This is a genomic window from Shewanella sp. TC10 (genome assembly GCF_009663145.1).
In the GTDB taxonomy this organism is placed as follows: domain Bacteria; phylum Pseudomonadota; class Gammaproteobacteria; order Enterobacterales; family Shewanellaceae; genus Shewanella.
In genome coordinates this window covers 19,428-41,886 of the sequence record NZ_VKHR01000012.1, presented here as the reverse complement: position 1 = coordinate 41,886, position 22,459 = coordinate 19,428, and the positions used below count along the sequence as shown (strand labels likewise).

19 protein-coding genes are annotated in these 22,459 nt (G+C 39.5%); 12 read left to right on the top strand and 7 right to left on the bottom strand.

From position 1 onward, the window contains the following. Nucleotides 1-165 precede the first annotated feature (165 nt). The 4 genes from FNZ24_RS06165 to FNZ24_RS06150 all read left to right on the top strand — a co-directional run bounded on the left by FNZ24_RS06165 (nucleotide 166) and on the right by FNZ24_RS06150 (nucleotide 6,288). A complete protein-coding gene (locus FNZ24_RS06165; protein ID WP_228768397.1) occupies nucleotides 166-852 on the top strand; it encodes a hypothetical protein in 687 nt (228 codons plus the stop codon). Continuing rightward, a complete protein-coding gene (locus tag FNZ24_RS06160) occupies nucleotides 852-3,215 on the top strand; it encodes a bifunctional diguanylate cyclase/phosphodiesterase (RefSeq protein ID WP_153913589.1) in 2,364 nt (787 codons plus the stop codon). The genes FNZ24_RS06165 and FNZ24_RS06160 overlap by 1 nt, the downstream gene beginning before the upstream one ends. A gap of 36 nt (nucleotides 3,216-3,251) precedes the next feature. Beyond that, nucleotides 3,252-4,478, top strand: a complete 1,227-nt coding sequence (locus tag FNZ24_RS06155) for a hypothetical protein (protein ID WP_153913588.1) — start codon at nucleotides 3,252-3,254, stop codon at nucleotides 4,476-4,478. Nucleotides 4,479-4,761: 283 nt separating this feature from the next. Next, nucleotides 4,762-6,288 (top strand): MFS transporter, encoded by a 1,527-nt coding sequence (locus FNZ24_RS06150; RefSeq protein WP_153913587.1) that lies wholly within the window; start codon nucleotides 4,762-4,764, stop codon nucleotides 6,286-6,288. 102 nt (nucleotides 6,289-6,390) lie between these two features. Here the strand turns inward: FNZ24_RS06150 and FNZ24_RS06145 are convergent, their stop codons facing one another. From FNZ24_RS06145 to FNZ24_RS06130, 4 genes are all read right to left on the bottom strand, one after another. After that, complete coding sequence (locus FNZ24_RS06145) at nucleotides 6,391-7,038, bottom strand: acetate uptake transporter (protein ID WP_153913586.1); 648 nt, start codon at nucleotides 7,036-7,038, stop codon at nucleotides 6,391-6,393. Between the two features lie 612 nt (nucleotides 7,039-7,650). Beyond that, nucleotides 7,651-10,020, bottom strand: a complete 2,370-nt coding sequence (locus tag FNZ24_RS06140; protein ID WP_153913585.1) for an OmcA/MtrC family decaheme c-type cytochrome — start codon at nucleotides 10,018-10,020, stop codon at nucleotides 7,651-7,653. A gap of 382 nt (nucleotides 10,021-10,402) precedes the next feature. Beyond that, a complete protein-coding gene (locus FNZ24_RS06135) occupies nucleotides 10,403-11,362 on the bottom strand; it encodes a LysR family transcriptional regulator (protein ID WP_153913584.1) in 960 nt (319 codons plus the stop codon). A 109-nt stretch (nucleotides 11,363-11,471) separates the two neighbouring features. Beyond that, nucleotides 11,472-12,176 (bottom strand): 16S rRNA pseudouridine(516) synthase, encoded by a 705-nt coding sequence (locus FNZ24_RS06130; protein ID WP_153913583.1) that lies wholly within the window; start codon nucleotides 12,174-12,176, stop codon nucleotides 11,472-11,474. A 123-nt stretch (nucleotides 12,177-12,299) separates the two neighbouring features. On the opposite strand from FNZ24_RS06130, the gene glnD reads away from it, so the two are divergent. From glnD to FNZ24_RS06095, 7 genes are all read left to right on the top strand, one after another. Further along, complete coding sequence (gene glnD, locus FNZ24_RS06125) at nucleotides 12,300-14,990, top strand: [protein-PII] uridylyltransferase (RefSeq protein ID WP_153913582.1); 2,691 nt, start codon at nucleotides 12,300-12,302, stop codon at nucleotides 14,988-14,990. Between the two features lie 196 nt (nucleotides 14,991-15,186). After that, nucleotides 15,187-15,705 carry a YcxB family protein gene (locus FNZ24_RS06120; protein ID WP_153913581.1) on the top strand — a complete coding sequence of 173 codons (519 nt, stop codon included), beginning with the start codon at nucleotides 15,187-15,189 and terminating at the stop codon, nucleotides 15,703-15,705. A 168-nt stretch (nucleotides 15,706-15,873) separates the two neighbouring features. Further along, nucleotides 15,874-16,134 (top strand): hypothetical protein, encoded by a 261-nt coding sequence (locus FNZ24_RS06115; RefSeq protein ID WP_153913580.1) that lies wholly within the window; start codon nucleotides 15,874-15,876, stop codon nucleotides 16,132-16,134. Nucleotides 16,135-16,312: 178 nt separating this feature from the next. After that, a complete protein-coding gene (locus tag FNZ24_RS06110; RefSeq protein WP_153913579.1) occupies nucleotides 16,313-17,188 on the top strand; it encodes a MipA/OmpV family protein in 876 nt (291 codons plus the stop codon). 2 nt (nucleotides 17,189-17,190) lie between these two features. Continuing rightward, a complete protein-coding gene (locus FNZ24_RS06105) occupies nucleotides 17,191-17,607 on the top strand; it encodes a DUF3019 domain-containing protein (protein WP_194945008.1) in 417 nt (138 codons plus the stop codon). After that, nucleotides 17,607-18,320, top strand: a complete 714-nt coding sequence (locus tag FNZ24_RS06100) for a winged helix-turn-helix domain-containing protein (protein WP_055024304.1) — start codon at nucleotides 17,607-17,609, stop codon at nucleotides 18,318-18,320. Before FNZ24_RS06105 ends, FNZ24_RS06100 begins: the two co-directional genes overlap by 1 nt. Before the next feature lie 17 nt (nucleotides 18,321-18,337). Next, complete coding sequence (locus FNZ24_RS06095; protein ID WP_153913577.1) at nucleotides 18,338-19,624, top strand: ATP-binding protein; 1,287 nt, start codon at nucleotides 18,338-18,340, stop codon at nucleotides 19,622-19,624. A gap of 8 nt (nucleotides 19,625-19,632) precedes the next feature. Here FNZ24_RS06095 and FNZ24_RS06090 read toward each other — a convergent pair whose 3' ends face one another. After that, nucleotides 19,633-19,947 carry a DUF1289 domain-containing protein gene (locus FNZ24_RS06090; protein ID WP_153913576.1) on the bottom strand — a complete coding sequence of 105 codons (315 nt, stop codon included), beginning with the start codon at nucleotides 19,945-19,947 and terminating at the stop codon, nucleotides 19,633-19,635. A 269-nt stretch (nucleotides 19,948-20,216) separates the two neighbouring features. On the opposite strand from FNZ24_RS06090, the gene FNZ24_RS06085 reads away from it, so the two are divergent. Continuing rightward, complete coding sequence (locus tag FNZ24_RS06085) at nucleotides 20,217-20,762, top strand: DUF4136 domain-containing protein (RefSeq protein ID WP_153913575.1); 546 nt, start codon at nucleotides 20,217-20,219, stop codon at nucleotides 20,760-20,762. Nucleotides 20,763-20,866: 104 nt separating this feature from the next. Here FNZ24_RS06085 and FNZ24_RS06080 read toward each other — a convergent pair whose 3' ends face one another. Both FNZ24_RS06080 and FNZ24_RS06075 read right to left on the bottom strand, forming a co-directional pair. Continuing rightward, nucleotides 20,867-22,015: an HlyD family secretion protein gene (locus FNZ24_RS06080; protein WP_153913574.1), complete on the bottom strand. Its 1,149-nt coding sequence runs from the start codon at nucleotides 22,013-22,015 to the stop codon at nucleotides 20,867-20,869. A gap of 2 nt (nucleotides 22,016-22,017) precedes the next feature. Then, on the bottom strand, nucleotides 22,018-22,431 hold the full coding sequence (locus tag FNZ24_RS06075; RefSeq protein ID WP_153913573.1) for a DUF3302 domain-containing protein: 414 nt from the start codon (nucleotides 22,429-22,431) through the stop codon (nucleotides 22,018-22,020). Nucleotides 22,432-22,459: the final 28 nt, after the last annotated feature.

Genomic DNA, 22,459 nt, shown 5'->3' with positions numbered 1-22,459 from the left:
TTTATTCCATATCGTTAATAAAATATATTTATTTTGTGAAATATTATAAGCTTAACCTCGTTCTTATTTTCCTAAGGCCAGTTGCTTTCAACAAAAGAGCAAGCCTTTATCAGTAAATTAGGTATTCAACTAATGTGATAAACTAATGTGATAAAAGAGGTATGTGTGAACAGACATAAAGCGGTTAAAAGTTTCATTGTTACCGGGCTATTTTTAAGTGCAGGCTTTAGCTTGTCTGCGTTAAGTCATCAATTCACAATTGTAAATTCAAATTCTGAGCCTATGCCGAATATGGTTGTCTCCTTAACAGCCTTAGTCCCTTCACCAGAACAAAGTATCAACCAGCCAAAAGGTTCCACTCAGCCTCCCATTGAAGTCCACCAAGAAAATAAGCAATTTACTCCCTACATCACCGTTATCCAAAAAGGTTACCAACTAAAATTTATTAACGATGATGATATCACCCACCATATTTATTCTGCTTCAGGGCCAAAGCGATTCTCGTTTAAGTTACGTAAAGATAATGCCCAAAAAGATATGGTGTTCGATCAAGCAGGTCATATATCGATGGGTTGTAATATTCATGACTGGATGAGTGGTCATGTATTAGTGGTCGACACACCATTTTATGCTGTCACCAATAATCTAGGTCAAGTCGAGTTTGACTCTGTGCCTGATAATGAATATCAGCTCGACATCTGGCACCCTCAATTACAAATTGAAGATAACAAATATAGCCAAAAAGTTAGTACCCCATTATCTGACTCCCTAACAATACAAATAAATGCGTCTATGGATGATATTCCTAGTCAACAGAGTTTAGATGACTTTGACTTTCTGGAAGGCTACTAATGCTAAAAACGCTTAAATCGTTCAACAGTATTCAAACGCGCATTTTTGCTTTTTTTATGGTGCTTTTAATTGCAGTGCAAGCGATCTCGTTCGCCATTACTTATTACACTAATAAACGCTTAGAGCAGCATCAACTTGCCAACCAACTTTCTGTGGCTGAGCTCGTTTTTAAGTCTGAATACGATAATCGAAATTACTACTTATCTGCTTTTGCGGAAACTGCAGCAAAAGATTTTGGGCTCAAAGATGTCTTTATTGACGATGATAGCCGTAGTTTTCTTGTTGCATTGAATAATCATCGAAAACGCATCAATGCAGATCTTGCCATTGCCGTTGATATTGAAGGTAAAGTCATCGGTCAATTACTCACGACCCCAGATGGGCCAAATCAGGGCAAAGTAAAGGTTGGCCCTGAGCAAGGCGAAGCATTCCGTATGTCATTGGCTACTGAATTTGAAGCTATCAGCCCTTTATACCCTCTCGAAAACCATGTTTATCAGCTTCGCTTCTCACCATTAACGAGTGGAGCATCAAACATTATAGGTTGGGTGGGATTTGGTTATATCATCGGTGATGAGTTAACTCAGTCACTTTCACAACAAACCGGTCTAAACACCGGCTTCGTACTCACTGCTGAGCAGCAAACGAATCAGTTAATCAGCCTATCAAGTTCAAGCTTTTCTAAAGCAGACAACCAAGTCATATCCAGTTTTATTAAGCAAAATCGTCCCAATGATGATTACATTTTATGGCAATCTGATTTAGGCGAAGTCAGTCTAAAAGAAAACGATCACCGCCAGCTACATGCTTTCATGTTTTTAAGTCGCAGTGATGCATTAGAGTCAGCACAAAAACATTGGTTTCAGCAGGTATTGCTCATCCTGCTGATGTTACCGATTTCTTTATTCGTCGCATTTATTATCGCTAGAGGCGTGACTAAACCCCTGACACTATTAATTAAACAAGCAAGGTTCATTGCCAAGGGGAATTACAATTCTAAAGTCGAGGTGGGTAGCAGCGCAGAGATGCACGAGCTAGCAGAAGAAATTACCGCGATGCAACAGGCTATATTAAGCCGAGAAAACAAAATCACTTTTCAGGCCTATCATGACCCTCTTACCAGTCTTGGCAACAAAAACGAACTTATACGAGTCACATCAAATTGGTTTGAAGATAAGACGCCTATCGCTATCTGTTTAATCAACATTCGCAGAATGACAGAAATAAACGGTACTTTAGGTCATATCGTTGGTGATGTTGTCATTCAAGAAATTGGCCGACGTTTAGCAAGTTTTGATGAAATTGATTTAGTGTGCCGTTTAAGTGGTGATGAATTTGTATTGGCAATCAAACATACTGAACAAAAAAAACTGACAGCGTTAATTAAAAATATCCAGCGAAGCATTGAAACAGAGTTCTGCTACCAAGACATCTCTTTACACTTACAAACCACCATAGGTATCAGCTTTGTTCATTATCCTAACGATCTTGAAACCTTATTACGTCAAGCAGATACTGCGCTTCAACATGCCAAGAAAAATCGCTTACATTTACAAATTTACCACCAGCAAATAGATGTTAATACTTTAGATAGACTTCAATTAGTCAATGATTTAAAACCTGCTATCGAACAAGATGAACTCGTATTGTTTTATCAACCTAAACTCGACTTAACACTCAATAAAGTCACTCATGTTGAAGCATTAGTTCGCTGGCAACACCCAGTCAGAGGCATGATCCCCCCAGATAGCTTTATATCCATCGCAGAACAAATGGGTCAAATGAACGCCTTAACACAGTGGGTAATTAATGAAGCATTGGATCAATACCTCAGATGGCAACAGCAAGGTATTGAGCTTGCTATCGCAGTGAATATTTCACCTGAAAATTTAAAAGACAATCAGTTCTGTGATTACGTATTACAGACCATAAAAGATAAACGAGTACCGATTGAGGCACTCACACTGGAAATCACTGAAGATGCGGTTGTTGCCGATCCTGAACATGCCATTAAACAGTTAACAGAGCTTAAACAACACGGCCTAAAACTGTCTATTGATGATTATGGCACTGGCTATTCTTCATTAGCGCAGCTTAAACAGTTACCTGTTGATGAACTCAAAATTGATAAGTCTTTTGTGCAAAACCTGATGATCAACGAAGACGATCAAATCATTGTTAACTCAACGCTGCAGCTTGCCCATAATTTAGGGCTCAAAGTCGTTGCTGAAGGGATTGAAGACGAAGGTTCACTAAAATGGTTAACTGAACGTGGCTGCGAAATGGGACAGGGGTTTTATCTTTCAAAACCAGTTGATGCCACACGGTTGACTCAGTGGTTAATTCAGTCGAGTTACAGCTAGGCAAATCCGTAATAATTTAAATAATAAGGTTCACGGATGAAAAAATGGATTTTGATATTATGTTTAAGCAGCTATAGCGCTATAGCTGCAGATCACCATATATCAGGCATTATTGACTTAAGAGCAAGCCACACCCAAGGAACACATTCCTATGTCGACGGTGGTCTAGGAAAGTTTCGATTTGATGATGGTAGCCAAGTGTCACTATCTCAAATGGGAATGACATATAAAGTCGATTGGGAAAATGCTCTCTCAGCACATGTCACCGCTAATGGTTATGTCGATGGCATCCAAAATGGCGTTGGCATTACTGAAGCTTTTCTAAATTATCGAAGTTTACCTTGGGATAATGGTTTACGATTAAAAACCAGATTCGGTCTAATGTATCCTGACATTTCATTAGAAAATGTCGCCACAGCTTGGTCATCCCCCTACACTCTCACTAATTCTACTATAAACAGTTGGTTAGGTGAAGAGTTTCGCCACCTTGGCGCAGAAGTCACCTTAGAACGCCTTGGTAAATTTCACTCTTCAAAAAATGATTTCTCTGTTTCAGCAGCCCTGTTCCAGAGTAATGATACTGCTGGTGCAATGCTTTCTTGGCATGGCTGGACAATCAGCTCACGACAAACATTACTACAAGAGTCCCTGCCTTTAAGTAATATGCCAAGCCTGGATGGGGGCAGCCTTGATGAACAAGCGAAAGAATCCGATCCTTTTATTGAGTTAGACGATCGCTTTGGCTATCAGTTACACGGGAGCTGGCGCATAAAAGGCAGCGGAGAGATTTCTTTAGGGTATTACGATAATAATGCCAACACACGCATCGTCAAAAACGGCCAGTACGCTTGGCATACACGCTTTACTCATGCCGGCATTAAATGGCGCTTACCCTATAGCATCGATTTAATCAGCCAATATATTTATGGCAGTACATTAATGCAGTCACCAGATGCCGTTGATGTGGTCAACAACGACTATCAATCCGCTTTCATATTATTAAGCCGGCGCTGGGACAAACATCGCGTCAGTTTACGCCTTGAAGATTTCGATGTAACAGACAATGATCTCACCTTCGATGATGATAATAATGAGCAAGGAAATGCAATGACCTTGTCATATCAATACCGTTTAGCTCAAAAGTGGTTTATACAAGCAGAATATAATCGAATTGATTCCACTCGTAATGCTCGAGCAGAGCAAGATTTGCCCCGCGACTTAATCGAGCAGCAATGGCAACTCGCTAGCCGCTGGTACTTTTAATAAGCACAGTGTCTTTAAAAAGACAGTGTCTTCAATCAATAAAGTCACTCTGCAATAAAGACTTAAGTTTATATAACTCATTGGTTAAAAATTAATTTGAAGAACGGATATCCAAAATTAAAATTTAACCAATGTGACGCTTTAAAGCGCATTTTGAATACAAAACATCCCAGTACCAACATCTAGTCTAACTTTCTGTAACCGTACCTTTGGTAATTTCTTACAAATTAGGTAAAGTGTCTGCCTGTTAATATCACGATAACTAACAATAAAAGGGTGAACTATGGGTACGAACTCCCATTCAGGAAATGACTTAAGGGAAGTCAAACAATTGGGCATGTGGGCATCGATTGCCAGCTTGAGTTATATATTTTGGATCGTCGGCGGCATGGAGCTGGTTGAACGTATCGCATATTACGGTGTAAAAGCCAGTGCAGGTTTATACGCCAAAGCGCCAACTTCTGAAGGCGGTTTAGGGATCAGCCTTAGCGATTATGGTGTCATCATCGCAATATGGGCTTTTATGCAAACCTTCATTCCTGTATTCACAGGCGGTATTTCAGATCGCGTAGGCTATAAAGAAACCATCTTTGCTTCCACCATTATTAAAATAGCTGGCTACTTGGTGATGGCATTTTTCCCAAGCTTTTATGGCTTCCTCTTTGGAGCAATATTGCTTGCTGCGGGTACCGGCATATTTAAGCCAGGGATCCAAGGAACCTTAGTCCTATCCACCGGACGCCAAAACACTTCTATGGCTTGGGGAATATTCTACCAAGTAGTGAATATCGGTGGCTTTATGGGTCCGTTAGTCGCAGTGCATATGCGTCAACTTTCTTGGGATAATGTTTTCTACGCGTGTGCTGCAATTATCTCACTGAACTTCTTATTCTTACTGGCCTACAAAGAGCCAGGTAAAGAAGAGCGTTTAGAGCGAAACCGTAAAATCAAATCGGGTGAAATCCAACAAGAAGCTTTATGGCGTGATGCATTAAACGAGCTGAAAAAACCTGTGGTTATCTACTATATGCTGGTATTTGCAGGGTTCTGGTTCTTATTCAATGCATTATTTGACGTACTGCCGATTCACATTGCTGAATGGGTTGATACTAGCGTTATCGTCACTTCACTGTTTGGGCCTGAAGGTACATCTAATGGCTTTTTCCAGTTCTGGCTTGGCCTTGATAATACCGGTACTAAAGTGATGCCTGAAGGCATGCTTAACTTAAATGCTGGTATGATCATGACCACTTGTTTCTTGGTTGCGGCGCTCACAGCAAAATACCGGATTACTACAGCCATGCTGGGTGGTTGTTTGCTCAGTATTCTTGCCTTTGTCTTCATAGGTGCTACTAATGCAGCATGGATGATCGTACTGGCTATTGCTATGTTCTCGTTTGGCGAAATGATGATCAGCCCAAAGAAAAACGAGTTCATGGGCAACATTGCCCCAGAGGGGAAAAAAGCCATGTACTTAGGTTTTGTTATGTTACCTCAAGGGATAGGTTGGACACTTGAAGGTTACTTTGGACCTAAGCTATACGAGATGTATGCATCTAAAGAAGTATTCTCACTGCAACTGCTTGGCGAGCGAGGAATGGATGCGGCTAAAATTGACGCTATTCCGCAAGGGGAAGCATTTACGACGTTAGTGGCTTTCACCGGTGAGCCAGCACAAGAGCTGACCACATTAATGTATAACACCCATAATATCGGTATGGCGTGGTACATCATTGCCGCTATTGGCACCATCTCAGCCGTGGGTATTTTCTTGTACGGTAAGTGGTTATATCGTCTGCAGCAAAGTTAATAAAGTCCTAAATGTGTAATCACAAACTGGGCGAAACACTCAAAACAAAAAGCTGACCAATAGGTCAGCTTTTTTATTATAAACCGAGCAATTACAACGTCATTAAGCTGCTTCAAATGTCTCATTAGCATCTGCTACAGAGATAACTTCAGCTTGCTTTAACTCTCCAATAGGTAAAATCACCCGGCCATATTCAGCGTTTAATACTTGTGCCATGGCAAAATAAATCGCGCTCGCACCACAAAAAATACCTTCAAAACCAGCAATAGTGCCAATAAATGCTGAACCGGTAAAATCACGGGCTGCAAGTAGGAAAAATAATATTGTTAATGAACCAAATACCACCTGCTTAGCACGAGGGTAACGCAAAGAACCAACGAACATAAACGCAGTAAATACGCCCCATAAACCTAAATACCATCCCATAAAGCTTGCAGGACTCGCTTGAGAGATCCCCATTTCAGGCATCACTAATAAGCCAACTAATGTTAACCAAAATAAGCCATATGAAGTAAATGCAGTGGTACCGAAAGTATCACCACGTTTGAAGCACATCATACCCACTATGACTTGACCAATACCGCCATAAAAAATACCCATAGCTAAGATCATCGCATCGATAGGAAAGAACCCTGCATTATGGATATTAAGTAGAATAGTCGTCATACCAAATCCCATTAGACCTAAAGGCGCTGGGTTTGCAAATGATGAATTTGAAGTTGGTGATGAATTTGCTAATGCCGTTGACATAGCTTGCTCCTGAATGAAACCGCATTGAGTATGCTTAGATGTTTGCTTAGAGAATGGTTTGTAGCATTCAAATGGCTAAATATTAAGGTTAGTTAATGAAACTGCGGCGCATTTTAAGCAAGGATGAACTTACAGACAAATACACGAAAGCGGTGAAGGATTACCACAATAAATCGTACAATCTTTAGCTTTATTATCAAACACAATAGAAGCTACATAATCAAGTTGAATAAAGTTAGTAACTTAACTCAAACTAAGTGAGGTTTATTAACTAAAGAGTGAAAACACTGACAGTTAATATCTTCAATTGCCATTTAAAATTGATCAGCGAGAAACGGTTTTCCCAGCTACCGCGAAACATCTTACTTTTCAAATAATTTCGACCTCCATCACACTTAGTGCGGTTTTGGGCGATTAAAGGAATGTCCAAAATCGACCTTATATGATGAATAATTGCTCAAGTTCACAATCTCAAACATTAGTTAAGCAATCGCAAAATTAATTATTTTTCCTTTTTAAATCCCCATAAAAAAAGGAGCCCAGAGGGCTCCTTTAACATTTAACTGCAACTTGCAGGTTTTACAGAAAAATGTTTAATCTTAATTTAACGACTTAGTGACCTGTACCGCTATGCATTGTATCAACACCGTAAGTTTTACCTTCAGCGTGACAAGTAGAACAAGACTCTACAGGTACATCAGCGGCAGATTTAACGCCATCTTCATAAACTGTCGCGCCATTGCTCTTAAAGTGAGCTAATGCTGCTGCACCTGAGTGAGCATGACAAGTACGACAAGCTTCTGTTACAGGAGAAATGTAATTAACAGTAGCTCCGTAATCGTTACTTTCAGCGATTGCTGTGCGACCAGATGTTAATTCACCGTCACCAGCAAAGAAGGTCATGTCGTCACCGTTTGAATCGACATCTTTATGACAAGCCTGACAGTCAGTTTTAGATGCAGGGTAATTAACCCATGTTTCACCATCTTCACCTAAGTAGATACCGCCGCCAGTGCTACCTGCGAACATACCACTATGGAAACGGTGAGCAACGGTTGCTAAATCACGGTTGTAGTACTCTAAACCTTCAACTAGCTCAAATGTAGGTTCACCATCTTCGTCAGTACCAGCTTGTTTATAAACATCGGCATGGTATGAACCAGGGTAATTATTATTGTGACAATCTGCACACTGAGTAAAGTCAGTCACACCATGGCGAGGAGCTTTAATGTGCGATAAATTCTCATGACATGCATTACACTTAGCTTCATCAGCACTGGTGCGATCATTCATCGCTTGTGTTGGCATGGTGAAGTTTTCAAGTGAAGAAGGCACAAAACGTAAATTTTCTTCAGTTTCAACACCGACAGCTGCAACATCGTCAAACATGAAGAACTTAGTCACGATATTCGCTGGAATAGCGATTTCACACTCTTCATCTGTGCCTAAAGTCGTTCTATCAATGACCATACCTGATTCAATGTCACCACACATACTAAACTCTGAACTTACAGAAAGTGTTTTTCCGTCAAGAGAGTTGGCATCAATAGCTTGAGATAAAGTGAGTTTGCCGCCAGTAGTAACAAATAAACCTGAACTAGTATCAAGGCTTAAACCACGAACATAATCACCATTTTCATCTAAAGTACCCATCATAATTGCATGAGCATAACCTTCAGCAGCTAAATAATCGGCTAAAACGGTACCATCTGCAGGTGTTTCGCCATTGATCGTTACGTCGACAACAACAGTTAATTGATCAGCTGCAACTTCAGCAGACATAACATCAAATACGACACCGTCTTTTAACGTTCCACGAGCACCCACTGCGTGAGCTTCCATTGGGCTTAAACTACCAGCGCCATGACAACCCGAACACGATGCATCACTTTCTGGCACGATACCGCGGTGATTATCACCTGTTTCGAAATCAACATCGGTATGGCAAGACACGCAAGCTTCAGCGTAAATATTGTCATTCCACTGCGTGCCATTATCATGACAAACCGTACATTCATTCAACTCAGCAGGGAAACCCACCTCGCTAAACATTTCTTTTGCTTCACCAACTAAATCTAAGTGATGACCTGCATGAATGGTATGGATCATGGCATTCCAGTTAGGGTTATAACCTTTCTCTGGATCGTTTTGATCAGCTGCATAAGCTGGGTTATGACAAGCGACACAATTTTCTACTTTTTGGTAATTATGGTGAGCATCAATATTACCAATACGCATATCATCTTCAGCAAATCCATCTAGTGCGCTATGACATTGAATACACGCTGCGTTTGATACTGAATCTTTATTGGATACTGCAAGCTCGCCTGTTGCTGGAATATAATCTAATGGCTTAGTCAGCAGTTTATCTGATATAGCATTACCTTCATCGTCAGTAATATCGTAAGTTCTAACCATAACGCGATGTAAGCGATTAACATCACCCTCAGCCAGAACGATAGGAGCATTACCTTCATGCTCCCAAGTACCAGTATAAGTGCCAGGGTTTTCAGTATCTTCGACCAATGTACATGCGTCGACCTCACTACCCCAAGATGTTGTCGTTCCGGTTAAACTACAATACATGCTATAGCTAAAGTCATTTTCAAGTCCGTGACTTTGCCAAAAATATGGGCCACCAGTATCGGTAGTGTTTGGCGCTTCATTCATCACGTAAAGCGCAACTTTTTCTAGACCAGAAAATGGTAATTCTTTACCAGCACTGTTTTTTCCAGTGACAGTAAATTTAACCGAGAAATCTTCAGTACCAACAACAACGATATCTTCTGGTGTTAGGGTTAACGTAAAGTCTGCTGCTGAATTTACGGTTTCAACAACATTACCGACAGATGTACCCGGTTCACCAGGTGTTCCTGGCGCACCATCCTGACCATCTTTCCCATCGTCCCCATCACTACAACCCGTCAACCCGATCGCAGCCATCAACGCTGCAGCAAGTATCGACTTTTTATATGTTCTCATTATCGTATCCCTTTTTTAGGTATTTGATTCTGCATTAGCAGTTTTTCAAATATAAAAGATACCTCTTTAGATGTATTAATATTGTTCCGCAAATGTGACTGGAATTTAAAGATGCTTTAGTGGCAATTTCACAATTCGCCCTTGGTAATTTCGATATCTAAAATATCGATATCTTTCATAGTATTAGATAATTATAATACTTTGACTTAGATCATATTTAAGTGCGGTTAATCATGTTCAAGATTTAAAGAAAACCTGACTAAATTAATATTTTTTTACGACTTTTTAGAAGTGAAAATTGAATTTAAAATGGAATAAAGCTATAAAAAAAGAAGACTCATGGTCTTCTTTTTTTACTCGCTAAACTGATTAAATCTTGAGATTACTGCAGAACAATTCCAAGGACTGAATCCAGAATGATCTTACGGCTAGTTTCACAATATCGTCGATAAGGTGCGCTTTTTTCAATAAAATTATATTGAGGCGCGAGAGAAGTCCCTGTGAGTTTCTCCCTTTCAAAATCATCCATTTTTGCAACCTTAACATCATCGAAATTATTAAAAATTGCTGACTCAGCAGTACTCATAAAGCTCACGCTTCTCATGGTCAGTATGTGACAGAACCAATCTTCGATTGATGTAAAACGGTGAACACTCGCTGGTTCTATTCCTGTTTGACGACAGTATATTTGAAAGGGATCCAGCTTATCGTTAAACCCCATCCCTTCAAGGATTAAAAATGGATAATTGGCGACATCTTCTAAACAAATATATTCGTTATTCCAAATTGGATGATTGTGCCTTGCTACAATGGAAGTTGAAGGCGATGTACCAATGACTTCTGACTCAAGTTCTGAGGAAGTAGCAGAACCTAAATTAATCCCCAAATCAATATCACCTTGATGGATTTTCTCTTCTGAATCTTCGTTCCACATGTGAACTCTTATTTTGCCCAACTTTTCCATCACTTCTTCACGGCCTAACGCCGAAGATACAGACGTCATAATGATAGGCGTGACCGCAATATTGAGAATGTTTGATGCATTGGTGTTATTGCCCTCACAGGCAATTCTTTCAATATTAGAGGCTGACTCACAAAACTGGCAAATCGGTTGGTAGAGGTGTTCGGCTAAAGCTGTTGGTTTTAGACCTTGTTGGCGGCGATAAAATAATTCGTCATCAAAAGTTAACCTTAAGGAGGTTAAACAACGACTAATTTTAGGTGCTGAAACACTCAGTTGTCTTGCTGCAAGGTTAGCGAATCCTGTTTCATAAATTATTTTAAAGACAAGCAAACTGAAAATATCTAATTCACTGATCTTTTTTAAGGCTTTTATATCCATTTCGCTACCTAGAATTGTTTATCTTACAAAAAGGTAGCATGAAAATTTACAGAGAATATTGATCCAACCCAGCCTTCTTAAGCTTCAATTAAGCTTTACCTTCCCCTTTTTATTTCATACATATCTCTTTGTTATCTAAATGACGATATTCACCTGGCTTAAGATGTTTATCTAATAAAATTGTGCCAATTGACTCTCTGTGCAATTCAACAACTGGGTTTCGAAACCGGCCAAACATTCGTTTAATTTGATGATACTTACCTTCTTGTAATGTCACTCTTGCTTGAAACTCTGTCACCAACTCAAACTTTGCCGGTTTTGTGGTGATATCTTCATAACCAAAATACATTCCGTCAGCAAAAGCCTTTTCATAACTCTCATCAATAGGGTTTGCCAACGTCACTAGGTATTGTTTATCGACTTTCGTTTCTGGCGCCATTAAGGCTTGTGACCATTGACTATCATTAGTGATTAACAAAAGCCCTGTTGAGTTCAAATCTAGTCGTCCTGCAATATGCATTAACTCAGAATTGACCCCTTTTAATAAAGACAAGGCTGTGGGATGAATATCATCTATAGTCGCACTCACCACGCCCACAGGTTTATTGAGCATGTAATACTCGCGGTTACGCTGTTGTAACCAAGTGTCATCAAATCGAATATGACTAAACTCATTTATTTGCTTATCCACTGCCTTACAAATTTCACCATCAAGCTCTACCCTGTTTTCAAGCAATAGTTGCCTCACTGCTTTTTTCGAAATCTGCAGTTTTTGAGCGACAAACTGGTCTAATCGACTTCTTTTACTACGCATTGATTATTTATTCTCATTTAACTAGTTAAAAGAATTAACTTATTCCAATTCATTTTAGCGGTTCGTTTGAGTTAACAAACCAAATCGAATACTCTGTTTGTGGGCAAAACAATAAGGAGTAACATGTCTTTGCAACCAGCTTATCCGATTTTACAGCCAGAAATGAGCATTGTAGAGCTTAAACAAGCCATTACTGAGTTTGATACCTGGTTAGAACAACAAATTAGCAGTTGTTCTATCGCAGAAATTCTGCAGCATCGCGCACAGTTTTTCGACATATTACTTAGCCATATATGGCATTCCTCTCAGTTTGAAACTCAGACAATCTCGCTTAATGCCGTCGGTGGCTATGGCCGCAAAACCCTGCACCCTTATTCAGATATTGATATCTGTATTATCCATGACGATGATTTATCAGCTAATGATGCCAGCACCCTTGGGGACTTTCTAACTCAACTTTGGGACTTAGGCCTAGATCTTGGTCATGCAGTAAGAAGATTAGATGATACCTTTATCGCCTGCGCTGAAGACGTCACCATCGCTACCACTTTACTAGAAATACGTCATATTTGTGGCCATGAGAACCATCAACATCAAGTACTGAGTAAGTTGTACGGTGAAACCGTTTGGTCTAGTGAAGCTTTTTTCGAAGCGAAATTAAATGAACAAAAAGGCCGCCATCATAAAGCCCAAGGCACTGCATTCAATATTGAACCTAATTTAAAAAATAGCCCTGGTGGAATGCGCGACATCCAAACTATCACTTGGATTGCTCGAAAACATTTTTCCATTGATGGCCTTAAAGATTTACGTCGTCTCAAATTTTTAACTGACGATGAATATGCTGAATTTATGGAGTGTCAAAACTTCATTTGGCGGGTGCGTTTTGCATTACATCAAGCATCTAACCGTCCTGAAAATCGGCTACTACTGCAACATCAAGCAGAAGTTGCTCGCCTTCAAGGTTTTGGTGACAGTGGCAATATTGCCATCGAAAAAATGATGCGCCAGTTATTTAGAGCTATGAAACGTATTCGTGAGCTCAACCTGATGCTGATGGCATATTTTGAACGTGAAATTGTGCCACAGAAAACCCCAGAAATAGTTAAAATCAACGAAGACTTTCAAATTTTCAACGGTCAAATTCACGCAGAGAACCAAGACGTATTTATCGACCGTTCACAAATTATGGCGATGTTTAACTACATTGCCGTTCATCATGAGCAAGTCACAGGGATCACCCCTGAAACACTGAGACTATTAAGACAGGTTCGTCGCCGATTAATGGGCGACTTGCAAGACTATCAAGTTTGTCGTGAATTATTTGTCAGGTTATTTAAAAACCCACATGGAATGGGCTTAGCAATAACCTTAATGCATCAGCATGGAATTTTAGCATCATATTTACCCCAATGGCGTGAAGTCGTAGGCCAGATGCAATTTGATTTATTTCATGCATATACGGTCGATGAGCACACTCATAAGCTATTAAAGAACTTATACAAGCTCACTCAGGACGCTGTGTCTCCAGATCAAAAGTTAGCCGCCGATATTTTTGAGCGTTTTCAAGCTAAAGAGTCGATACTATTTGCCGCATTATTTCACGATCTTGCCAAAGGCCGTGGTGGCGACCACAGTGAGCTTGGGGCTGTCGATGCTAAATTATTTGCCAAATTCCATGGGCTTAAAACTTCTCAGCAACAATTAATCAGTTGGTTGGTGGAGCAGCATTTATTAATGTCTATTACTTCCCAGCGCATGGATATATACGATCCAGAGGTGATTAAAACCTTTGCTAAATCGGTCGGTAGTATCACTAAATTAGATGCACTCTATTGCCTTACGGTTGCTGATATTCAAGCGACTAACGACGATTTATGGAACGATTGGAAAGCAAGCTTGCTAACAGACTTGTACTTTGCGACTCGTAAAGCCCTGCGTAATGGCCTCGAAAACGTATTACAGCTCAGAACCGTTGTCAGAGAACACAAACAGGAAGCGCTAGGATTAATTGATGCTGATGAAGCTCAACTTGTCGCAATAAATAAATTATGGAAACGCTTGCCGTTATCATTTTTCAGTAATGCTATCCCCACTGAAATAGCCAAATATACCCTTGGGATATTAGCCCATGAGTCAGAGCATGAACACGGCACAACTTTTTACAAAGAAAATGATACTGAAGAAAATGTAACTGAAGCTAATTTTGCTGAAAACAATATCACTGAACCGCCTTCGCTGATTATACTCGATGACAGTAGTGTTAAAGGCTGTAGTGATGTGTTCGTTTATACCAAAGACAGACCAGGGCTATTTATCTCACTGTTTAATACCTTGTCGACATTGAAAATATCAGTCAATCAAGCGCAAATATCTAAAACTAAAGATGGCTATGTTGTAGAAGCATTTAAAGTGCTCGACTTTGACGGCAAACCCATTTTTAGTTCTCAAAGACGTAAACAAGTCACTAAAAAATTACGACAAATTTTAGATGACAACATGTCTCCACCTAAAAATCGCCCTTCAAGGCACACCAAAAATTTTGATAATAAGCCGACTATTGAGTTTATTCATTCTAAAAAAGCAGATCGCACATTAGTGCATATTTTAGCGTTAGAAACCCATGAGTTTATGGGGCAAATTGCCAGTGCGTTTAGAACGCTAGATCTTAATATTCATTCAGCAGCCATTAGTACTGTAGGTGAAAGGGCTGATAATGTGTTTGCGCTATCAAATCAGCATGGGGCTCAATTAACTGAGTTAGAACAAGTTGAGTTACAGGAAAAATTAGTTAAATCGATTACCTCAAGCTAAGCATCAACCATAAAAAATCGAGCTGTTTGGCTCGAAAATGAAGGGTTATGAGCAATAAAGATGAATGAACTATCTATAGCTGACTTAGCTAACAGATTAGTTAACCGCCCTACTCAAGCTCAGTTGCAGGAAAAATTAGTCAAATCGTTCACTTCAACCTTATAATTAGCCCATTAAGATTGATTATGAGCACAATATGTCTGCTAGCAATACTCCAACAACCACTGAAGCCGATAACTTAACTGATATCGGTTTTAACTTTTCTAAAGAATATATCTTAGATAAATCACACTTCGCTGAAACCTTTGATGAGTCTGTGGTGATTAACCATAGCCCAAAACGATATTTAAAAGCAGTGGCTTTTATTGTGGCGGGTTTCTTAATGACTCAAACTGATGTCACACCTTATCTTGCATACTTTTTTATAGGCTTAGGAGCGGTTGAAGCACTTCAAGTACGCTTTAATCGAGCTTGGTGGTTGATGAGACAAATGATCAGTAAATCAGCTAATAACCCAGTGACATTAACTATCAATGACCAAGGCATTCATTCCAAATCTGCATATATTGACCATTTGCTCAAATGGACAGATATCTACCGTTCGCAGGAAACAGAACAAGGTTTTTTATTAACGACTGAAAAGCTTAAACATTACGTTTCTAAGCGTTGTTTAAACGATGCTGCGATTGAATTTATAAAACAAAAAATGAACTAATTTTGCATCTATTTGACTAATTAATTGTTCAATTTACAAACTGCTATTTACAAACATAGCGGCTATAACAAACAAGGTTGTTTGCGAACTTATTTGCGAAAATTGTTTGCAAATACAGCTCGTTAAATTCACAAGATATTAATAATAAGTTCTAACAAAGGACAACCCATGCAAAATTTTTCATTATCAGCCCTTCTAGCAACGACTGTTTTACTGAGTGCTTCAGTTTTTGCAAATAACATTAAAGCGCCTAAAGAAACGTTAATTTCTCTCACTGATATTTGTACTAAAGCCGCAGCACAAGAACAAATAGAATCAGTCGAAGAGCAACAGTTTGTATCAGATTGCGTCAACGCTCAGTTGATCGAAATGGGCTATCAACGCCAATCTTCTTTAGCTAAAACAGAATTAACAAAAGATAATTTATAACACATTAAAACAAAGGTTTAGCTAAAAACGATACAATGAGCAACACCATTAACACTTGCGAATCACAAGTATCAGTTTGTATCATTTTAATTAAAGCAATTTTTCCGACTTCATTTTAATGATAAAGTCGCATTTATTAGCTGTTTTATTTTGATATTACAAAGGTTGTTTGTTGTTGATGTATCGATTTCTTGTCATTTTCACCATTTTTTTTCTGTCCATTGCACCCGCTGTGGCAGATGAGCCTTGTCAAAAAGATGGTGACTGTATCGTTGTAGGTGAGTGGGATATTAGTGTTGCTATTGGTTATGGCAATAAAACTAACCCTCTAGCCAGCTATGATGACATACCTCTTTATGTAATACCTTCAATAGCTTACTATGGAGAACGTTGGTTTTTTGATAACTTCAACTTCGGCTATACGCTATCTGAGCAAGAAAATTTCACAATCAATCTCGCTACTAGCTACAGCGACGAGCGTGCATTTTTTTATCGTTGGGATCCTGCCAATATTTTCTTACCTCAATCAGCAAATATTGACAGTGCGACAGACATACCTGCAATTGGAGGATTTGGAACTCAAGCTGTAAGCCAAGCTCCTGTTTTAAATGAACTTGAAAGTAGAAACTTCACCGTATATGGTGGTGTAGAACTTTTCTGGTATGGCAAATTAGGCGTGTTTAAAATTGCCGCTACCCATGATTTATTAAACGTACATAATGGTCAAGAAGTTGATATCAGCTGGACATATTCTCTCGCCATCTCAGACTGGCGTTTTGACTTAGCATTGAAAACAGCATGGAAAAGTTCAGAAGTTATTGACTATTACTTCGGTGTTCGAGCCAGTGAGAATGCGTACTGGAGTGAAGAGTACCAACCCAATTCTGATTGGAGTAATGCAATAGAATTGACAACGCGCTACCGTATTTCACCCAGCTGGGATTTACTATTAGCAGCACGTTATACCCAATTAGCCGATGAAATTATCGACAGCCCAATTATTGATGAAGATTACTCAAGCTCCTATTTTGTTGGAGCTGCATACAGGTTTTAACCTTGTTCCTTAAAGAACATAAGGTCTATCACTTTTTCGGTATCTTAATACTGATTTTTAGTGCTTTCTATGCCAAAGCTGATACGCTTACCGGGCAAGCACAGTTTTCGGCTACCCCTCGTTTATGTCTTATTGATGCTGGAGACAGCATTTGTGAAATTGACATTAAGCTAAATTGGAGTGTCGACACTGAGCAACTGGTGTGTATTATCTCAAATTACCCATCCTTATCTCGGTGGTGTAGTGATTCAATTAATGAACACTCATTGCAAATTTCTGTAAAAACAAACAAAGATATTCATTTTGTCTTAATAAATAAGAATAATAATAATGAACTGGCGGACGTTTTACTAAAAGTCACAACTGCGTCAGAAACAAAAGTTCGCAGACGTTACCGTAACCCTTGGAGTTTATTTTAATGGCAACCCCCCCATCAACTCATAGAGTTTTGTTGGTCGAAGATGATATTCGTCTTGCCAACTTAATTGTGGATTACCTTAAGTCACATGATATGCACGTCGAAGTTGAACGACGTGGTGATACCGTATTAACACGATTAATTAGTTACAAGCCTGATATAATTTTATTGGATATCATGCTACCTGGACTTGATGGATTAAGCCTGTGTGAAAAACTACCTGATTACTTTGCAGGTCCGATTTTATTAATGAGTGCGTTAGGTTCACCTGAAGACCAAATCAAAGGCTTAGAGTTAGGCGCCGATGATTACGTGGTTAAACCAGTAGACCCTAGCTTGTTGGTAGCTCGTATCAATAACCTACTTCGCCGTCAGGCTCAGCCTTCAAAACCTGAGTCTCACTGTTTAAGCTTTGGTAAATTGAGCATAGATCCTCATACTCAAGCTATTCGCTTAGGTAATACTGAGGTTGATCTAACTAGCCATGAGTTTGAATTATTATGGCTACTAGCTTCACAAGCAGGCCAGGTACTGAGTCGTCAGTATATTTATCAATACCTTCTTAATATCGACTTTGACGGTAAAGATAGAAAAATTGATGTTCGTATCTCGCGCTTACGTAAGAAGTTAGGTGATAGCATCGAAACACCATTCAGAATTAAAACTGTTTGGGGACAAGGTTATTTATTCGCGCCGGAAGCGTGGAATAACTAATCAGGTTATAGAAGACTTTGAAAAGACTCTTCATCAGCCTATACCTATTATTAAGCTTAAGCTTTTTAGGTATAGGCTGGACATTAGATAGCTTATGGCAACAACAAGTCGAAGATAACGACAACCTCGACTCACCACTAATTGCCTTTGGTTTGCTTCTCGCTCAGCAACCTAAAGCCGATCGCCAAGCTCAGCTTGATAAGATCAATAAACAATTCCCCTACCCACTGCAATTATTCGAAAAAAATGAGATAGCTTTAAGCGGTGATGTTGTATTTTCTGAAACGCAGATTATCACGACTACAGCAGATAAAAGCCATGAATTACAGTTCATTGCCGTAGGCGACCAAGTTCTTATGGCAGGCCCTGTTGATGTCGATCCCCGAGGCCAGTTACGCAGTCTATTTACTATTTTTTTCTATTTATCTTTAGCTTTTGTGGCACTAATTTGGGTTTGGCCACTGTCTAAAGATTTAAAGACCTTAAAAAAAGCAACTCAAAACTTTGGTGAAGCCAAATGGAATACTCGAATTGAGCTTAATGCCAGTTCTCAAGTTGCCCCACTTGCTAATACCTTCAACGATATGGCGCAACATATTAGTGACCTAATCGAAAATCAAAAACATTTATCTAATGCAGTTTCCCATGAAATTAGAACCCCTTTAGCTAGGTTGAAGTTTGCTTTGGCTCTTTTACCACAATACTGCCTTCCGAAAAGTGACGAGCAGCGGAGGCAAGAGTTCCTTGACGAAATGCAACTTGATATCAAGGAAATGGAAACCTTATTACAAGAGTTGTTGACCTATGCAAGCTTAGAAGTACAGCAAGAACCAACACTTGAAAAGTGTGAACTAATTAGCATGACAGAAGAGCTAACTGCTCGATTATCACCATTGAGTGATAAGCCTATTAACTTCCATTACTCTATGGATAAAATGTTAATTATGGCTGAGCCGCCTTTGGTTGAACGTGCAATTCAAAACCTCATCACTAATGCCCAACGTTATACTCAAACCAGTATTGAGCTGTATTTGAGTTACGATGAAAGATTGGTTTTCTTGTCGGTCGTAAATGATGGTGAAGCAGTCCCAGAAGAGGACCAAGAGAAACTTTTTGAACCTTTCTATCGCAGTAAATCTCAACATAAAGGCAATAAAGGGCATGGTTTAGGCTTAGCAATTATCAAGCGGATCATGCATCGCCATAAAGGCCAAGTTAAGCTAGTAAGCGATGAAGATAATACTTCTTTCACTTTGATTTGGCCGAGAGAGCATTTATTTGTTAAGCCAAAGATGGATGATTAATTAACAATTTAATCTAGAGAGAAATCACCAAAATCTAAGTTATCTTTATTCTCTTGCGTATCTTCTTCAAAATCGAGCTGAGTATTAACTTCAGCTTGTTGTTCTTTAATCGCTATCTGCTGCGCTTTGTACTTTGCATATTGCCTACGACGTTTACGCTGTATACACAAACGAATGATGTTGTGTTTTTGCGCATCACTGAAATGCAGCCAATTAAAGCGCTCATCTCTATTACGTAAGCAACCCGCACAATAACCACGCGCATCAGTTTGACACACGCCTATACACGGACTGGGTACTTCCAGAAAACTAAGTTGTTCCATATCCTCACTAACATGTGGTTATTTATTACTCTAATCTAGCACTAAACTCACTAAAAGGCATATTCAATTTTGCTTATTTATCAAATAAATCAGCATGTAAGATCAACTAAGGTTGGTTTAAACCGCCAAATTACATTAAGCTAATTAAAAGACTTATTCGCTATACCACTAAATTTATGAATAAATTTGCGTGTATATTACCCTGCTGACAGCCATCAATTTTAAGCATATGTCATACTAAAACGAAGTATGCCGCTTTGGAGAGTGCTATGTTATTTCGAAACCTAATACTGCTTTCGGTGATACTGTGTTTCACCGCTTGTAAAAGTACCAACAGTAATTCTGACTACGATACCAAATACGATTTCAGCCAACTTCAAACTTTTTACTTTATTGATACACCAGATCAAGGCGACCAGCTCAGTGCCGAACGAATTCGGGCTAACATAAGAACCTCCTTGACCGAAAAAGGTTTTGTTGAAAAATCAGAGCAAAGTGATTTTGCAGTCAGCTATGCATTTTTAACTAAAGATAAGCCAAAAAGTTCAGGACTTTCGATTGGATTAGGTACAGGAACCAGCGGCAGTCACGGTGGAGTAGGTGTCGGTACCAGCATGGGGATCCCAATAGGTAGTGACAGCGCGAAAATTCAAGTGATCCAAGTTGATATTATTGATGCCAAAGAAAATCGCTTAATCTGGCGTGGCACTGACGAATTTGATTTTGAATCCGGTGGCGATGAAAAAGTAGCTGAAACCAGTAAGACAATTAGCAATATATTAGCTCAATTCCCTCCTTTGCCTCAGCCTGAGTAATAAACTTGTAGTTGAAGTTATTTCAATAAAAAAGTCCGCTATAAGCGGACTTTTTAATTAAATAAACAATAACTTTATCAATCGATAAGTAGCGGGCGATTAATTTAGTGCCCTTCTGCAAACAAGTAGTTTAGCCAACCTTGCATCCTCAGCAATACTTTTCGAATGATCGATACATGCGTGAAATGTTCAGTATAAATAGCTGACTGGCCAGCCACCCCCGCAGGTAAGTTAGCTAACAATTCATTTTCGTCATCAAGCTCAATAAGCACCAGTGCGCGGCCTCGCTTGAACAAATCATTTGAAGATCGTAATGATCCACCAAATTGCAGCTCACCTTCAGCCATTGCTGGTAAAACTTTAACAACTTTACCTTTATGAACCACGCCAGGCATAGCATCTAAGATTAACTCGGCTTCGTCACCTTCTTTTAAACGCAGCAATGAGTTTTGCCAAAACGCGCCAGCAAAATACCTATCTTCATCAGGTATAAATGTCATCGCAGGACGAAGTGGGATAGGTACTGCCATGACTCCTGGGCGGAGCGCCATCTGGGTAACAACACCATCTACAGGGGCTTTAACCTCTGTGCGCTCAAGGTTAAATTGTGCTTCGTCTAATTGAGCTTGAATAACTGCAACATCGGTATTTACGCCATCAATATTCGATTGAAAAGCCAAGCGGAAACGAATCTCATCAGCTTGAGCAGCTTTAAATTGAGCCTCAGAAGCTAAATAAGTTTGGCGTTTATTATCCAATTCAATTTCAGAAAATGGTGAGTTCTTGCCACCCTTTCGCTTACCTTCATCATAACGTTCATAAGCTTGCTTAGCCCTATCGCGGTTAGCTTCAGCTTGTGTCACTTTTGCAATCGCGCTATCCCACGATGCTTTCAGTTGCGGTACAGCTTGTTTAGCGTCTTCCAGCGCTGCCTGCTTTTCTTTTACTTCAGCGATAAAAGGAGTGGGGTCAATTTTAAATAATACATCACCCTTTTTAACCGGAACATTTGGCTTTACATTGACCTCAACCACTAAGCCACGAACTGCGGGGTTAATTGGAATAGAAACAAAGTACTCACGTGCAAACTTAGTGTAAGGATGGTTGTAGTTCATCAATACCAATAAGGTACCGATTAAAGCTATGCCACCTAAAACGGCTGTAGGCACTGTCCATTTAGTTAACGGTATTTTGAATATTTTAAATATCGCAACACACAAAGCGGTGTAGGTTAAAATCAGTAACAGATCCATAATTACACCCCTTGTTCTGGTTGTTGTGGTTTTTGGCTTGGTTCTGCCTTAGCCTGTGATTCAGGAGCAGCAGTTGAAGACTCAGGCGTTTCAATAGATGCAAGTCGTTGATTTAAATTCTCAACCTTCTCCATCAGTTCACGCACTTCTCCTTCAAGGATTAATTCACGCTTCTTGCCATTACTGAAACCCCATCCTCGGTCTTCGCGATACAAGGTCGCCCAAATCCATAGAAATGGCCATATGGCATGCATAGTAAATAAGCTCACCCAACCCGCAATATGCAACGCATCTTGTTGAGGGTGGTTTCGCTTCTTAGCAATTTCATAGGGAATATCATGAATTGCAATCACACCGTAAAAAATCACTAGAGCAACAAAAAAAAGTAGCCCTAACGCAAAATAATCCAAAAACATATAACTCTCCTATCAACTCACCAACAAG

Bases quoted from the DNA above. Each gene is read 5' to 3' on its own strand.
- FNZ24_RS06160 (WP_153913589.1), top strand. From the start codon at position 852: ATGCTAAAAACGCTTAAATCGTTCAACAGTATTCAAACGCGCATTTTT.
- FNZ24_RS06155 (WP_153913588.1), top strand. From the start codon at position 3,252: ATGAAAAAATGGATTTTGATATTATGTTTAAGCAGCTATAGCGCTATA.
- FNZ24_RS06150 (WP_153913587.1), top strand. From the start codon at position 4,762: ATGGGTACGAACTCCCATTCAGGAAATGACTTAAGGGAAGTCAAACAA.
- FNZ24_RS06145 (WP_153913586.1), bottom strand. From the start codon at position 7,038: ATGTCAACGGCATTAGCAAATTCATCACCAACTTCAAATTCATCATTT.
- FNZ24_RS06140 (WP_153913585.1), bottom strand. From the start codon at position 10,020: ATGAGAACATATAAAAAGTCGATACTTGCTGCAGCGTTGATGGCTGCG.
- FNZ24_RS06135 (WP_153913584.1), bottom strand. From the start codon at position 11,362: ATGGATATAAAAGCCTTAAAAAAGATCAGTGAATTAGATATTTTCAGT.
- FNZ24_RS06130 (WP_153913583.1), bottom strand. From the start codon at position 12,176: ATGCGTAGTAAAAGAAGTCGATTAGACCAGTTTGTCGCTCAAAAACTG.
- glnD (WP_153913582.1), top strand. From the start codon at position 12,300: ATGTCTTTGCAACCAGCTTATCCGATTTTACAGCCAGAAATGAGCATT.
- FNZ24_RS06120 (WP_153913581.1), top strand. From the start codon at position 15,187: ATGTCTGCTAGCAATACTCCAACAACCACTGAAGCCGATAACTTAACT.
- FNZ24_RS06115 (WP_153913580.1), top strand. From the start codon at position 15,874: ATGCAAAATTTTTCATTATCAGCCCTTCTAGCAACGACTGTTTTACTG.
- FNZ24_RS06110 (WP_153913579.1), top strand. From the start codon at position 16,313: ATGTATCGATTTCTTGTCATTTTCACCATTTTTTTTCTGTCCATTGCA.
- FNZ24_RS06100 (WP_055024304.1), top strand. From the start codon at position 17,607: ATGGCAACCCCCCCATCAACTCATAGAGTTTTGTTGGTCGAAGATGAT.
- FNZ24_RS06090 (WP_153913576.1), bottom strand. From the start codon at position 19,947: ATGGAACAACTTAGTTTTCTGGAAGTACCCAGTCCGTGTATAGGCGTG.
- FNZ24_RS06085 (WP_153913575.1), top strand. From the start codon at position 20,217: ATGTTATTTCGAAACCTAATACTGCTTTCGGTGATACTGTGTTTCACC.
- FNZ24_RS06080 (WP_153913574.1), bottom strand. From the start codon at position 22,015: ATGGATCTGTTACTGATTTTAACCTACACCGCTTTGTGTGTTGCGATA.
- FNZ24_RS06075 (WP_153913573.1), bottom strand. From the start codon at position 22,431: ATGTTTTTGGATTATTTTGCGTTAGGGCTACTTTTTTTTGTTGCTCTA.